Here is a 13,911-nt window from a genome sequence, read left to right as displayed (position 1 = left end):
CGTTGCAATGCCCTTGCTTCTACAAACCTTCGCTCAAACTTCTGGTGAGAGTGGAAAGAGCCGATAGTTTCAATTACGCCAGCCCAAGATGACAAATTGCCCTATGTTTAAATTACAATTTTGTAATTTGTTTTGTAATTGTTACGCTTTAAAAAAAAATCCGTCTCCCAACCTCTGAACCTAAAAAACGGCAGGAGGTAGAGCAGGTATGTCTTTGAGATAAATGCGCCATAATGATGAGTATTGTTTTGACAGAAGTACGGTAGCCATGACAGAGTTACTTGAACGAGCAATCGCCAAGTTGAAAACACTTCCTCCTAGTGAGCAGGATGCGATCGCGGCAATGATTTTGGAAGAACTCGAAGATGAAGTGCGATGGGATGCGTCATTTGCAAAGTCTCAAGATGTCCTTGCTAAACTTGCAGTCGAAGCGATGGCTGAGTATTGCGCAGGTAAAACCCAGGAGTTAGACCCAGAAACATTGTGAAGTCGCGCACTACTGCCCAGTTCCGTAAAGCGTTTGCGTATCTACCTGAGCAAGTTCAGGAACAAACACGTGAAGCGTATCGCCAATTCAAACAAGATCCGGGTCATCCAAGCTTGCGCTTTAAAAAAGTGCATCCAGAATTACCAATTTATTCTGCTCGGATCAGCAAAAGTTATCGGGCAGTTGGACAGTTAGAGGGAGATACGGTCATTTGGTTTTGGCTCGGTTCACATGCAGAGTATGACAAGTTACTCTCGAGAGTTTAATGACAGCTTGCGTGCTTTCTGAATTACAGTTTTGTAATTTGAGGCTAAGGGTAATGAATCTAGAATGGAGCAATAGGTCGAGTAATGAATAGTTGTGAACGTTCTGTTTGTCGAAGATGAAGCAAAAATTGCTAACTTCGTCCGGGCTGGACTGAAGGAGCAGGGATTTGTCGTAGACTACTGCGACAATGGTGATGAAGGCTATCTGCGGGCATTAGATAATGAATACGACGCGATCGTACTCGACATTATGGTGCCGGGAAAAGATGGGCTATCAATTCTCAAACAACTGCGGCAGAAAGGTCGGAATGCTCCTGTGATTTTGTTGACGGCTCGCAATGAACTGGACGATCGCCTGTCCGGGTTAAATTTGGGAGCAGATGATTATATCGCAAAACCGTTTTTTGTGGAAGAGTTAGCGGCTCGAATTCATGCCGTTGTTCGCCGGAGTGCGGGCGATCGCCAAAATCTGCTTGCGGTTGGACCAATCAAGCTCGATCGCATCACACGAGAAGTCACCTGCAATCAACAGGCGATAGAACTCACCAGCCGCGAGTTTAATCTTCTGGAGTATCTCATGCGCTCTCCGGGACGGGTTTTTACCCGTACCCAAATCCTAGAACATGTTTGGGGCTACGACTTTAATCCCAACACTAATGTTGTAGATGTTTGTATCCAGCGAATTCGTAAAAAAATTGACCCCATTGATGAAGCAGGCTGGATTGAAAGCATTCGAGGGGTTGGATATCGGTTTCGCAAGCCAGAGCCTCAATCATGAAACTGCGTTCGTTTCGACTCCGGATTGCCCTGTTGTCTACGGCTTTGGCTGGAAGCGCATTAGTAGGGTTTGGCGCAGTCTCCTGGTTCCAGATTTACAATGCTCAGATCAGCCGCCTCGATGCACAACTGTTAAATCAGTTGATCCGGGCAACTCGTTCACCCAAACGAGAGCGATGGCAGTTTTACGGAGACTCATTACCCTATGCCTTTGGAACAAATACAAAAATCCCTATCGCACTGCTGGTGCTTGACGCAAACGGCAACACACTTTATCAATATAATGAAGTGTCTGCCGACAAGGACGTGAATCGTCTGCTAGTTCAGCGTCTTGAGTTGACACCTGTGCCACCGCCTCCTAAGCGTGAACCACCGCCAAAACCTGAAAGTACGAATCCATCCGCCCTTCCACCGCCTTTTATTCGCCCGCCCCAACCTCGATTCGTCACCCAGCAGACGGCAACGGAAAGCTGGCGGATTGGGGCAGCTAAATTTCCCAATGTTCAGGTTGCAATTGCCGTTAGCCTGCAAGCTGTTAATCAACAGATGGCTACCATTCATAATATCTTCCTTGTTTCCATTCCCGGAGCGCTGCTGCTAGTTGCCTCTGGGGCATGGTTGGTTTCTGGTAGTGCCTTGCGTCCCATAGGTCAATTAACGGGTGTCATTCAACAGGTGACTGTCAAAGGGCTAGATCAGCGGATTCCGATTGGGACAACGGATGTTGAATTTGTCGAACTGATTCAGGTGTTTAACCAAATGCTGGAACGCCTGGAACGCAGTTTTACACAAGCTTCGCGCTTCAGTGCTGATGCCGCTCACGAACTGAAAACCCCACTCACCATTCTGCAAGGCGAATTGGAACGAACGCTGCAACAGGTGAAGAACGGAAGTGAAATGCAACAGCGCTTAAGCAACCTGTTGGATGAGGTACGCCGCTTGAGTGGAATTATGCGCAAACTCTTGCTGCTGTCTTTGGCAGATGCAGGACAAATGAGCTTGTATCTGGTTGAGGTGGATATGTCTGAGTTGCTCATCGAGATGGTAGAGGATGTAGAACTGCTGGCTCCTCACCTGAGTGTACAAATCGACATTACTGATCGCTTACGGGTACAGGGCGATCGCGATCTCCTCATTCAAGTTCTGCAAAACCTGTTGAGTAATGCCATCAAATACAATCTCGCCAACGGCTGGATACAAATTCACGCTCATCGAATTCAAACAACTCTCCACGTCACGATTGCCAATGCTTCAATTGATATTCCAGTCAGCCACCAAGAGCGCATTTTTGACCGCTTCCATCGCGGTGATCGTGCGCGAACCCGCAAGGTAGAAGGAATTGGACTGGGACTGAGCCTAGCCCGTGAAATTGCCCGAGCACATCGTGGGGATCTTACCCTTGACTCAACATCGAACGGTCAAACAGCGTTCACCCTCACCTTACCGATAACCAAGAAGGGGGAAGGGGGAAATTAACAGGGGCAAAGGGCAAGGGGGAATGGGGAAAGGGGAATAAACTTTCCTTTACCCTTTACCCTTTACCCTTTTAAGAGCCCGAAGGCTTTGTTGCCCCGGACATAATTTTTCGTGTTGTACCCCCAATCCCCAATCCCCAATCCCTAATCCCCAATCCCTAATCCCCAGCCCCCTTCAATTATCTTGCCCTAACCCTTTTATCACTTCCAACAATTCGTAGGGTTCGTGAATCAAAAAATCTGGATTTTGTTTTGCTAGTACTTCCTGTGAATTGAAACCCCAAGTCACTGCAATTACCTTAATATTTGCTTTCTTCGATGCTTCTATATCTCTGGTTTCATCTCCAACATAAATAACTTCTTGAGGTTTGATTTGTTTTTGTTTTAATACGTTATTAATGATTGTTGTTTTGCCAAATATTGTAACGCCTGAGTAGACAAAATCAAATAAGTTCTCTAAATCATTCACTTTGAGAAAATCTGTAACATTGTCTTGAGAATTAGAAGTTATAATTCCTAGTCTGTAACCTTTATTATTAAGCACTACTAAGGCTTCTTTAATTCCTGAAATTGGCTTTAATTCTTTGATTTTGCTTTTTAACTCAGATTTTACTTTTTTAACCAGAAAAGGTATTTTCAAAATTGAAATTCCTGAGTACTTGATGATTTCCCTAGAATTCAAGTTTCTCAGGAGGGCAAGTTCCTCTTGAGTGATTGGTATATAGCCAAACTTTTGGGCTAAGCCATTGGCTATACCTACCAACGCATCGACTGTATCAGCAATTGTGCCATCAAAATCAAAAATGATTACTTTCTGGGTCATTCTTTTCCCTGGTGGAATGCGTTTAGATTAGCACGGGCATTCCGTCGTAACATCTCTGGTTTAATCCGTCGCAACGCCGATGCCGGAAATTGTCTATCCCACTCTTGATCTGAGATTTGCGCCAATTCTACCAGCTTGGGTGCAACATTCCCAGAGTACGGCTCAAACTCTGCGACATCTGTTTCTTTGGCGAAGCGCTGATTCCAAGGACAAACTTCTTGGCATATATCACAACCAGCAACCCAACCGTGTAAATGGGGTGCCACTGTCTGGGGCAATTCTTCATTTCGATTTTCAATTGTATGATAGGCAATGCAGCGATTGGCATCCACCACAAAAGGCTGGGTAATCGCACCTGTGGGACACGCCTCCATACAACGAGTACAACTACCGCAGTGTTCTGTATGCGGGCGATCGCTCTCCAACTCCAAATTCGTTAGCACTTCTCCTAAAAATACCCAAGAGCCATATTCCCGCGTTATCACATTACCATTCTTGGCAATCCAACCGATGCCAGCTTTTTGCGCCCATACTTTATCTTGCACTGGACCTGTGTCTGCATAATATCGTCCTTGAATGCCTTCATCAAGTCCTTGCAGCCAAGTTGTCAGTGCCTTGAGTTTTTTGTGCATGACTTTGTGATAATCCCGTCCCCAAGCATAACGGGAAATTTTAGCGTATTCTGTTCCTTCGGGACGCTTTTGAGGTGTGTAGTAATTAAGGGCGACACTAATTATAGTTTGCACCTCTGGCATAACCTGACGAATATCTTGGCGCTTGGGATTTGCCATCCATTCCATGTCGGCACCATAACCAAGCGCTAGCCAAGCTTGCAATCTTTGCCTGTGTGTTACATCTTCCCCGTCTACCGCAGCAATTCCAACCTTGTGGAATCCCAACTCTAGAGCTTTCTTTTTCACCTCAGTGCTGTTTGTTCCCGGGGATCGATTCATTTCTCTTATTTTAATTTGCCCACTGTCTGGCTCCTCTATTCTACACTATTCAGTCAATAGGCCTATTTCTTTTTGCTATTTCATCTATTTATAAATTTTATTTGCATTTTGTAAAGACATAATGCAATATGTAAATCGAGAGGCAACAAAAAAATACAAGCCTCCTACTGAATTCGCAGCGTAATAACCAATCGACTGTGGTGCAATCATGACTTTTACAACTGATTCAGCCCAAAGCCGTTACCCCAATCCTTTCAACTACAGCACTCAGCCTGGTGATGTTGTACTTTCCGTGGCTGTGTTCCAAAGCCTAAGCGTGGACGACCAGTTGGCAGTACTTTGGTATGCTTACACAGAGATGGGTCGTTCCATCACACCGGCAGCCACAGGTTCGGCGCGTTTACAGTTAGCCGAAGGTCTGTTAAATCAAATTAAGCAAATGTCTCATGATCAGCAGTTGCAGGTGATGCGTGACCTGGTTGCTAAGAGAAATACTCAAATTTCCCGCTCCTACGGTATTCTCAGTAATAACACCAAATTGGCGTTCTGGTACGAATTATCAGAACTCATGGTTCAAGGCTTTGTTGTTCCTATGCCTCCTGGCTATCAACTTTCCCGTGATGGTGTCAAAGTATTAGAAGAACTTAAGCAACTCGATTTTGGTCAACAAATTACAGTTTTCCGCAAAGTAGTAGCTGACATGGGTGTTGATCCCTTAGCTGACTAATCTCCCTGCTAGATCCTCCCAACCTTCCATATTCCATTCCTGGTTCCTTGGCTGTTTTGTCTGGGGACTTTTTTTCTGTATAAATCAAATCACATATATAAAGTTGCACAAGCTTTACGTTACGGACGGCAGTATACGCGGGAAACGTCATTTCTAGATCGTCCATTTTCCATTCCGGGACGTGGAGAGCAACGGTTACTTGTGTTACAGCTGTTTTCTGTAAGCTGGGCATTGCCCGCCAGTATCTCAAATGCCCATGACATAAGCTTTTATGGGCAATACCCACCCTACGATTTGTAGTGTAATCATAAGAATAAGCGCTGTAAAAAGGAGGGAACTATCTGCCCCCTTTTTAAGGGAGTTGGGGGATCTCATGAGTGCGGAAACATCATTAACCGAACCGTATTGGCTACCTCGCTACACTCTGTCTAGGAACAAGATGCCACTCCATCATGAGGATGATTTGTGGTTATTTGGGCAATATACCTCGAAAGTTGCTTTCGAGTCCGGTGGCTTTTGTATTCAAATAAATTGTGAGCTAGCGTGATACAGGTAAATCTATGGCAGCTGCTGAATTTATACCCACAACAGTAGATCAAACACTTCAAATAGAGGGAATTACAGAACCAACTATACTGCGTTACTTCCTAAGTTTGAACATTGGGAAGTTTGAGGAAACTGCTGCTTTGTTTGCAGAGGATGGTGTTATGCATCCGCCGTTTGAATCTGGTTTTGTGGGGCGAGATGCAATTATTCGCTATCTGCAACAAGAGGCTCAAGACGTGAAAGCTTACCCTCGTGAGGGTGTTAGTGAGACGTTGGATGCAGAGCAAATCCAATTTCAAGTTACAGGCAAAGCACAAACTTCTTGGTGTGGAGTCAATGTCTTGTGGACATTTATCCTCAACCAACAAAAAGAAATTCTTTATACAAGAATAAAACTTTTAGCCTCTCCCCAAGAGTTACTCAATTTGCGGCGGTGAACAGATTGACACAGAAACACACCTGACATGAAGACCTTTTGGAAGCGCGTCAGGTGCGTCTCATTATCTGGGCGTGTTGTTTAGCTCTTAGTAACTGCTGCTTGCTGAAAAGAACGCATGAGCAACTTTCGTCCTAGTTCGATATCTTTAGGGGCACATTGCCAATCTGGGTGCGCAGTCATCAACAAACTATCTAAAGTTTCTTGGTCAAAGAGATGCCAGACCCAAGCGTCATTGATTTGGGCTTCAACAGCATAACAGTTTGAGCTGACACAGTGAATTGTGCAAGTACTGGCAACTCTAGCCAAAGTCATTTGTTCTCCAGGTTGTAGCGCGCGAAACTCGCGGATACTCTGCTTCAACTCAGTTATGGAGGACACCGTTAACCCAGGAATTGCTACCGTGAGATTTTTGTCTCCATTTACCGCAATCCAGTAATGACGACTGGGGTCAATTCCCTCAAGCCAAGGTAATTCATCATCGAGGCGATAGCGTGGTGACAAACAAATCGAGGGTTCCATAGGCGAAATCATGATTTTGTTATAAAATCGTTGTTAAAATTCGGCACTCGAGGTTGGATTAAGGCGATCGCCATCTTATCCTACGCCCTCCTATGACAAAGTCATTCCTCGCAAAGCTACATAATCTAGCCCTGCAAAATGAGAAAAAGACAAGCTTCAATTCTAATAATTGATGATTAGAAGCTATAGATCAAATAAACTTAGCAAAAGTTATTAATTTTCTTAAGATTTCTTAAAACCTTTTGTGATATTGCTGTATTTAGGGCATTTAGCAGGAGTTGACCCCAAACCATTGGCACCTGAGGTATGGGAGATGAGCGTGACCAGAAAGAAAAAGGTACAAGCCCCTAAATTTATTTATGGAAAAAGAAAAAATGTATTTCATCGAGTAGGCGCAAGCGTCTACGGCGTCCGCTGACTCAAGCCCCTAAATTTATTTATGGGGTTCTTACTTTTGAATGCGTGAATGCGTGAATGCGTGACTTCCCCGTTCGCGGAGCGTGTCCGTAAGGACTCAGGGGCTGACTTGCCCTTTGCCGTTGAACACCCAGCCAGTTGCAGGTACAATTGCCACAGCGTCAGGTTTAGATGGTGGTTTAGCTGCGGGTAATTCTGAGCGTTGCTGCTGTGTTGTAATTTCTGAAAGGCGAGTATCTAACTATACCACATCAGTGCTGAGGGGTTGATAAGGGCTAGGAGGCAAACCGCCGCGTCCGGTGACAATAAATTGATTGCCCCCTGATCCGGAAAACGCGGCACATCCACCAGTGTCAATTGGCGCTGAGACATCAGCGACAACTATAAAAATTAAATCAACAATAAATTATACAGGTTGGGGTGCGCGTTGAGTTACTTTTGGCAAAGTCACTTCTAACTTCAGACAGTTAGCACCATCAACTTCTAACTGGTACTCCACCTTGTCCATAAGACGATGCATAATTAGCCAACCATAGCCCCCTTCTTGTCTGTCTGTAGGATTTGGAGGCAAATAGCTGGATAAATCGAAGCCTTTACCGTGATCCCAAACTTCCAAAACAATATCGGTATCTTTTAGTTCCAAACGAATTAAAACTGGCAGATAAGGCTGATCCTTATGAGCATGACGCACCACGTTAGAGTAGGCTTCTACCAAAACCAGCCGCAAGCGACTTGATTGCATTGACCAATCAACTGAACCTTTAAACTGGACTTCCAAGCATCCTAGCAACCAGTTTTCTACTATGGTTAAAAACTTCAAGTCACTTGGTACATGAAGCTCACTTTTCATCACTTAGAAAACCTCCAGCGAAAGTATAGTTTGGTCATCTTCTTGAACTAAGTTGTTTGCCTGGATACGCGCTAGTAAATGGTTAAGATGAAGTGGTTGGGCTTCACTCTTAAGCAGTTGCCAAAGGCCTTCTTGATTCAGCATAGAATCGCTGACTCGTTGATCGCTATCCACGGAATTGAGGTATAAGTCTGTACCCCTTAATACTTTAGCTTCAGTAATACCATCACTCGCTAGCAGCAGGATATCTCGGGGTTCAAGAACCAACTGACTAGACTTTGCCTGCCATATAGGGAAGATACCTAAGGGAACGCTGCGTACCTTAAGATACTGGGGAGGGTTTTCCACAGTTGTCTCTTGGCGTGACCACAGGAGGGGATATATATGTCCTGCATTAGCATAAATAAGTTCCCTAGTGGTGGGAGTATAACGAGCTAAGACGACGGTGATAAAGTAATTGTTGCTGATCAAATCATCACTGAGAGCATGGTTGACATTTTGCATGACCACATTCGGCAGAGGTGGTGATTCTTGAGACAACTCTCGGCGCAATAGCGAAATAGCACTAGCCATGAACAAAGCTGCTGGGACACCCTTACCAGAAACGTCTCCCACCGCCAACCACAAGTCTCCTTTGGGATGGGCAAACACTTCAAAAAAATCCCCTCCGACTTCACGAGCTGGCTGGCAACAAGCTTGTACTCTCACACCCTTGATGTCGGGCATGGTTTGGCGCAGCAGGTTGTTTTGAATTTGGCGAGCAACTTCCAACTCGGCGCGGATTTGCTGTTGTTTCTCTTGAAGGCGTTGATAGAGTTTTGCCTGGGAGAGGGCTAAGGCTGCTTGTTCAGCAACACCTGCAATGAGCTGAATATCTTCTTCTTGCCAAGAGCGAGCGTGGTGATCATGGTTGAGGGCAAGAACAGCAAGCAGGTTTTGCTGGTATATAAGTGGTACTACCAGTTGCTGACAAGCTTTCTCATCATTTGTATACTGAGCAAGTTGATATTGACGGCTTTCCAAAACCTTCTCAATCAAAGGATTTGGGTCGAAATAACAACTTGATGCTAAAGATTTCGGATCTTGGTAGCAGAACTCGTCTAGTGTGAGGCGATCGCTCTCCACTGGTCTGAGCAAGCAACAACTGGCTTCAAAAGCCTGTCCTATTGTTGCTACAATTTTTTGTAGCATACTGTTGTAGTCTAAAGACTCACGAATCGCTGTTGTGACTGCATTAAATAAAGATTCTCGCCGTAAGGCGCGACTCAATTCTCGTGTGCGTTTTTTGACAACTCGATAGATGTCTGCTGCTTGCTCAACAACTGCCTTGAGTCGTTCGGGTTTCCAAGGTTTAGTGATGTACTTGAACACCTGACCAGAGTTTATCGCCTCTACCAAATCTTCGACATCGGTAAAACCAGTCAGCAAAATGCGCATTGTATCAGGAAAGCGCTCCACCGTTCGACCGAGAAATTCTGTGCCATTCATCTGTGGCATTCTTTGGTCAGAGATAATGACAGCCATCTCGCCTTCTTTGTCCAAGATATCCAACCCAGTCAGAGCATCAGTTGCTCTATATACCTGAAAATCTCGCCTAAAAGTGCGGTAGAGTAAATCAAGATTATCAGGCTCATCATCTACCACCATGAGCTTCAGTCTGGCTACCTCTATCTCAGTCATACTTGAGTTGACTTTTTAGATGCAATGAGTAGCGAGGTAGGGTTTTGTTGCTGCCTCCCGATCATTAAAAAACAATTAGAAAAACAAAAGTAAGTAGAATCTATCCAATTAGATAGCATAATTATCTCAAAATTTTATGTAAATTTTGATATAGTCTCCTGTTGAGTTTGCCACACATCAATGTAAACTCTATCCCACCAATCCAGAACGCAAAGCGCGGACTGCGGCTTGCGTGCGGTCATCGGCGCACAGCTTGTTCAAAATGTTTCGGACGTGTGTTTTGACAGTTCCAACTGTGATGTAAAGTCTTTCCGCAATCACCGCATTGCTACAACCTTCTACAATCAATTGCAAGACTTCTAATTCCCTTTCTGTTAGGGTGTAAGGGTCTATCGTGTCATCAGGCTGATTCTCAGCGGAGCGTGAGTTACTATCAACACTCTTGTTGTCTAATGTTGTAGCTTCAGGTTTGGGTGGATTTTGTTGTGCTTGTTGCAAGACAATGCGAGCGATCGCCGGATCGATCCAAGCGTTACCGTTGTAAGTGACTCGCACAGCTTCAAGCAAATTATCGAACCTGATATCCTTCATACAGTAAGAGTCAGCCCCTGCGGCAAAAGCTGCTAGCACCGCTTCTTTGTTATCCCGCAGTGTCAAAATCAATACCTTTGTTGCTAACTCTTCTCCATGAGCTGTCGATTTCACTTCCCGTGTTAGCTCAATTCCATCTTTATCTGGTAAACCGATATCGACAATTGCAATATCTGGTTGTACAGTTTTTAACATCTTCAGACCTTCTACTGCATTAGTCGCTTCTCCGACAACTTCTATTTCTTGCTTTTGCAACAGCGCTGTCCGAATACCCACACGGGTGAGGTCATGATCTTCAATCAAAGCAACACGAATTTTAGTCATGGTCTATTACCGCCCTTACACTTAAAAGCTGTAAAATTGAGTTTACAAGAGGTTCAGGAGATGCAGTTTCAAGGTGCCTGTGGAAAAATATAGATAGGAGAGCTTTTTGAGTTAGACTAGCACAGAAACGCTTTGGCTCCGTGCCCGAGCGATTCATCAAGAAAATAGCCCTCAAAAGCTGCACAGCTCATATGTCCGGTTAATAAGTCGTGGAGTTGCACAAATCTCCTGAAGAACATTAGCTTCAACAATAAAAATAAAAATGAAAAGTACTGCTCCTGCTTAGCAGTGCCTGATATTGATAAGTTCTATTCTGCATTCTGATTGGTATAGCGAGTAAACTAACACCTAAATAGATAGCACAAGGCATGCCCAAATTTCTGACTTATTGGAGAAGTATGCTATATGGGCATTGGGGTAGCATAGCATATGTTTAACTAATACACAGTCTCTTGCGCTATAAGTCTTGCCAAGTATAATCATCAGATTTGGCACATAACGATGTCAAGAATTTGTAAAATTCCCATAATAAGCTTTTGGAAACAATTTGATAAGCTATTGTTCTATCTATATAGTTGGTGTGAGGCTCGTTAAGAATAGGCTATGTCTGAACTGCCTAGAAAGTTTTCAGTATTAGGGCTACCAGTTCATGTGATGACTAATTATCCAAGCTGGTTGCTAGAATGCCTGCAAGAAGGCATGGGAGTTCATGTGGTTACGCTCAATGCAGAAATGACTATGCAGGCAGAGCGGAATTCCTCTCTAGCTAAGGTCATACACAGTGCCGAGTTAGTGATTCCAGATGGAGCAGGGGTGGTTCTCTACCTCCGATGGCTATTGCGCCGAAAAGTTCAAAGAACTCCCGGAATTGAACTCGCAGAAACACTGTTGCAAGAAATTGGGCAACTGGGAACGGGTACAAAAGTATTTTTCTATGGAGGAGCGCCTGGTGTAGCTGCAAAAGCATCAGAGTTTTGGCTTTCTCAAGTTCCAGGTTTAATCGTAGCAGGCAGTCATTCCGGGTTCCATTCACAACAAGAAGAAGAACAATTGCGACAAACTCTTACCCAACTGCAGCCACAAGTTATTTTTGTTGGCTTGGGAGTTCCACGTCAAGAGTTATGGATTGCTAACAATCGCCATTTGTGTCCTCAAGCAATATGGATTGGTGTTGGAGGCAGTTTTGATATTTGGTCGGGGGTGAAAACTCGCGCTCCTGCTTGGTTGGCAGATAATAATTTGGAATGGCTGTATCGGCTTTATAAAGAACCTTGGCGCTGGCAACGGATGTTGGCTTTGCCTGAGTTTGCCCTGAAAGCTCTCATTTACCGGTTTTTTCAAGTCTTTGGGGTAAGTGTAGCGTCAAATTAGTCACTAAGGGTACGACATTACCCATTGGTTTCAAGAAGGCAGGAGGCAGAGGGCAGAGGGCATTTATGGACCTTTTTGGTTGGGGATTGTGATCCCTCCCAATTTCGTTGCTCCCAATATCGTTGCATTTGGGAGGGGCTTCATACCCTTACTCCTTTCAGTCGTCGGCAGAGGGCAGGAGACATACATAGCTGCCTTCTGCCTCCTGCCCTCTGCCTTTCCCGGTCAACTTAAGGTGACAGTGCTAGTTTGCGACAATGCTTTGAGACATTGGCTTGTGCCTTGTTCCCAGTCTTCCCTTGTGCCTTGTTCCCAGTCTCTGACTGGGAATATTATTGGTAGGCTCTGCCTGCCTTAGTTCCGGCAAATCTGTCCCAAGCGCATTTTCAGGTGGAACCACCCTTCGGGTATCTCCTATGTCCTTCGGACACGCTACGCGAACGGAGACGCTGCGCGTTGGCGGAGCCTGCGCTTTGCGCTTACGCAGTCCCCTGGGCGTGGGAAACCCGCCTGCTTTCTCTGTCTCACCGCGCCCGAGATTAAAGACAGGGTTTTGGCTTAAGTTGACACGTATGGGCATTACCGTACCCCTACTTTGACTAAGAAGGAACTCAGTTGTGACAACTGAGCATTTTTTTAGAATAAAGACACAAAAAGCTTATGCTGTTAGCATATGCGCCTCCTACCTTTTTGTACCAATTAATAACAGAAACTAAAGTCATCAATGGTGAATTGACCATCAAAAGCACAGAAGGTCACACGGTAAATTTCATTCGCTGATACGGATAATAAGGTGTTGGGAGACGCAGCACACTCAGAATTGGCAAGATTTGCTCCCGGTAGTACCGTTTGGGTTAGCAGTTGGCGATCGCGTCCGTATGCTGAAAGCACAAGCCGCTGTGAACTGGTGACAAAGGCACTGACAAAATGAACAGGACGCAGAAAAGTTGCTTCTAAAGATTCGTTCTTACGCGCTCCCATTAACACTACCAGACCAGAGTGGGTAGGAAATGCTGGATTTGAGGGCTGTATTGCTATACAATTATTAAAAAGGACGCCCCATTGCTCGTACTGTCGCTCCACTGCTTCAAAACATCTCAAATCTTCCAGATTCAAACAGATACAGGTTGGTACAGCTACCACTTCGCTGTCAACCTCTTGTTCCGTTTGACCCCGCGAAGCGTAATCTACAATTTTATTGGAAAACTCAAAATCGTGAAGAGAAAATTTTTGGTCTTCAATGGTTTGCTTTGTTTGCGATTGAAGACTAGCCTGTTTTACCACGACACCCCGCTTTGTCATTATCTAGAGAACATTTAGATTAGAAATTACATAGGTAGTTATTGTTTTTACCGAACTGCATTGCATCCTAGGTTTAAGAGCTAGTTAATCAGCAAGCAGGACGAAGCACACCTGAATTTACTGGATAATTTTGATGAGCGTTTCCAGTTTTCTTGACGCTCACTAACTCAGTAATGTTTCTGATAGAATACCATAAAAATATGCTGTGGGGTTTCACCCCTAAGTTATAGCGGCTACCAGTACAATGATATATATAATAGTATTTGAGAGCCACAAAAACTTTAAAAAGTAGAAAAAAAGTTACCAAATCTTCATTAAGTAGTCGGAAATTTTCCATCTATTTTATTAGAAGCAGAGATAAGCA

Annotated in this window: 16 protein-coding genes; 7 read left to right on the top strand and 9 right to left on the bottom strand. The window is 44.5% G+C overall.

The window, feature by feature from the left end; all coding sequences use genetic code 11:
- The first annotated feature begins 268 nt into the window (after window positions 1-268).
- The 4 genes from AACT52_RS12850 (at window position 269) to AACT52_RS12835 (ending at window position 3,006) form a co-directional block, all read left to right on the top strand.
- Window positions 269-487 (top strand): hypothetical protein, encoded by a 219-nt coding sequence (locus AACT52_RS12850; RefSeq protein ID WP_073626797.1) that lies wholly within the window; start codon window positions 269-271, stop codon window positions 485-487.
- A complete protein-coding gene (locus tag AACT52_RS12845) occupies window positions 484-753 on the top strand; it encodes a type II toxin-antitoxin system RelE family toxin (protein WP_073626629.1) in 270 nt (89 codons plus the stop codon). The genes AACT52_RS12850 and AACT52_RS12845 overlap by 4 nt, the downstream gene beginning before the upstream one ends.
- A 94-nt stretch (window positions 754-847) precedes the next feature.
- The gene (locus AACT52_RS12840) at window positions 848-1,531 is read left to right on the top strand and encodes a response regulator transcription factor (RefSeq protein ID WP_073626627.1); all 684 of its coding nucleotides are present in this window, start codon (window positions 848-850) and stop codon (window positions 1,529-1,531) included.
- Window positions 1,528-3,006, top strand: a complete 1,479-nt coding sequence (locus AACT52_RS12835) for a sensor histidine kinase (RefSeq protein WP_073626625.1) — start codon at window positions 1,528-1,530, stop codon at window positions 3,004-3,006. The genes AACT52_RS12840 and AACT52_RS12835 overlap by 4 nt, the downstream gene beginning before the upstream one ends.
- A gap of 174 nt (window positions 3,007-3,180) precedes the next feature.
- Here AACT52_RS12835 and AACT52_RS12830 read toward each other — a convergent pair whose 3' ends face one another.
- Both AACT52_RS12830 and queG read right to left on the bottom strand, forming a co-directional pair.
- Complete coding sequence (locus tag AACT52_RS12830) at window positions 3,181-3,828, bottom strand: HAD-IA family hydrolase (RefSeq protein ID WP_073626623.1); 648 nt, start codon at window positions 3,826-3,828, stop codon at window positions 3,181-3,183.
- The gene (queG, locus tag AACT52_RS12825) at window positions 3,825-4,781 is read right to left on the bottom strand and encodes a tRNA epoxyqueuosine(34) reductase QueG (protein ID WP_073626621.1); all 957 of its coding nucleotides are present in this window, start codon (window positions 4,779-4,781) and stop codon (window positions 3,825-3,827) included. The genes AACT52_RS12830 and queG overlap by 4 nt, the downstream gene beginning before the upstream one ends.
- Before the next feature lie 208 nt (window positions 4,782-4,989).
- Here queG and AACT52_RS12820 point away from each other — a divergent pair, with 208 nt between their 5' ends.
- Window positions 4,990-5,508: an orange carotenoid protein N-terminal domain-containing protein gene (locus tag AACT52_RS12820; protein ID WP_073626620.1), complete on the top strand. Its 519-nt coding sequence runs from the start codon at window positions 4,990-4,992 to the stop codon at window positions 5,506-5,508.
- 560 nt (window positions 5,509-6,068) lie between these two features.
- On the top strand, window positions 6,069-6,491 hold the full coding sequence (locus tag AACT52_RS12815; RefSeq protein WP_073626618.1) for a nuclear transport factor 2 family protein: 423 nt from the start codon (window positions 6,069-6,071) through the stop codon (window positions 6,489-6,491).
- Window positions 6,492-6,571: 80 nt separating this feature from the next.
- Here AACT52_RS12815 and AACT52_RS12810 read toward each other — a convergent pair whose 3' ends face one another.
- The 5 genes from AACT52_RS12810 to AACT52_RS12790 all read right to left on the bottom strand — a co-directional run bounded on the left by AACT52_RS12810 (window position 6,572) and on the right by AACT52_RS12790 (window position 10,874).
- Window positions 6,572-7,012 (bottom strand): hypothetical protein, encoded by a 441-nt coding sequence (locus AACT52_RS12810; protein ID WP_073626616.1) that lies wholly within the window; start codon window positions 7,010-7,012, stop codon window positions 6,572-6,574.
- Window positions 7,013-7,666: 654 nt separating this feature from the next.
- Entirely contained in the window at window positions 7,667-7,801 is a 135-nt protein-coding gene (locus AACT52_RS12805; RefSeq protein WP_272937048.1) for a hypothetical protein, read from the bottom strand.
- Window positions 7,802-7,835: 34 nt separating this feature from the next.
- Window positions 7,836-8,279, bottom strand: coding sequence for an ATP-binding protein (locus AACT52_RS12800; protein ID WP_073626614.1), 444 nt, complete (start codon window positions 8,277-8,279; stop codon window positions 7,836-7,838).
- 3 nt (window positions 8,280-8,282) lie between these two features.
- A complete protein-coding gene (locus tag AACT52_RS12795; protein WP_073626612.1) occupies window positions 8,283-9,959 on the bottom strand; it encodes a SpoIIE family protein phosphatase in 1,677 nt (558 codons plus the stop codon).
- 189 nt (window positions 9,960-10,148) lie between these two features.
- The gene (locus AACT52_RS12790) at window positions 10,149-10,874 is read right to left on the bottom strand and encodes a response regulator transcription factor (RefSeq protein ID WP_073626610.1); all 726 of its coding nucleotides are present in this window, start codon (window positions 10,872-10,874) and stop codon (window positions 10,149-10,151) included.
- Between the two features lie 603 nt (window positions 10,875-11,477).
- Here AACT52_RS12790 and AACT52_RS12785 point away from each other — a divergent pair.
- Complete coding sequence (locus AACT52_RS12785; RefSeq protein WP_073626608.1) at window positions 11,478-12,245, top strand: WecB/TagA/CpsF family glycosyltransferase; 768 nt, start codon at window positions 11,478-11,480, stop codon at window positions 12,243-12,245.
- Between the two features lie 244 nt (window positions 12,246-12,489).
- Here the strand turns inward: AACT52_RS12785 and AACT52_RS12780 are convergent, their stop codons facing one another.
- Together AACT52_RS12780 and AACT52_RS12775 are read right to left on the bottom strand one after the other, a co-directional pair.
- The gene (locus AACT52_RS12780; RefSeq protein ID WP_073626606.1) at window positions 12,490-12,825 is read right to left on the bottom strand and encodes a hypothetical protein; all 336 of its coding nucleotides are present in this window, start codon (window positions 12,823-12,825) and stop codon (window positions 12,490-12,492) included.
- A gap of 119 nt (window positions 12,826-12,944) precedes the next feature.
- Window positions 12,945-13,547, bottom strand: coding sequence for a hypothetical protein (locus tag AACT52_RS12775; protein ID WP_198940798.1), 603 nt, complete (start codon window positions 13,545-13,547; stop codon window positions 12,945-12,947).
- Window positions 13,548-13,911 lie beyond the last annotated feature (364 nt).

Origin of the sequence: Scytonema sp. HK-05 (assembly GCF_963872035.1) — a bacterium.
Classification (GTDB): domain Bacteria; phylum Cyanobacteriota; class Cyanobacteriia; order Cyanobacteriales; family Nostocaceae; genus Kalymmatonema.
The sequence above is the reverse complement of the archived record's forward strand: the minus strand, read 5'-3'. Positions and strand labels throughout refer to the sequence as shown.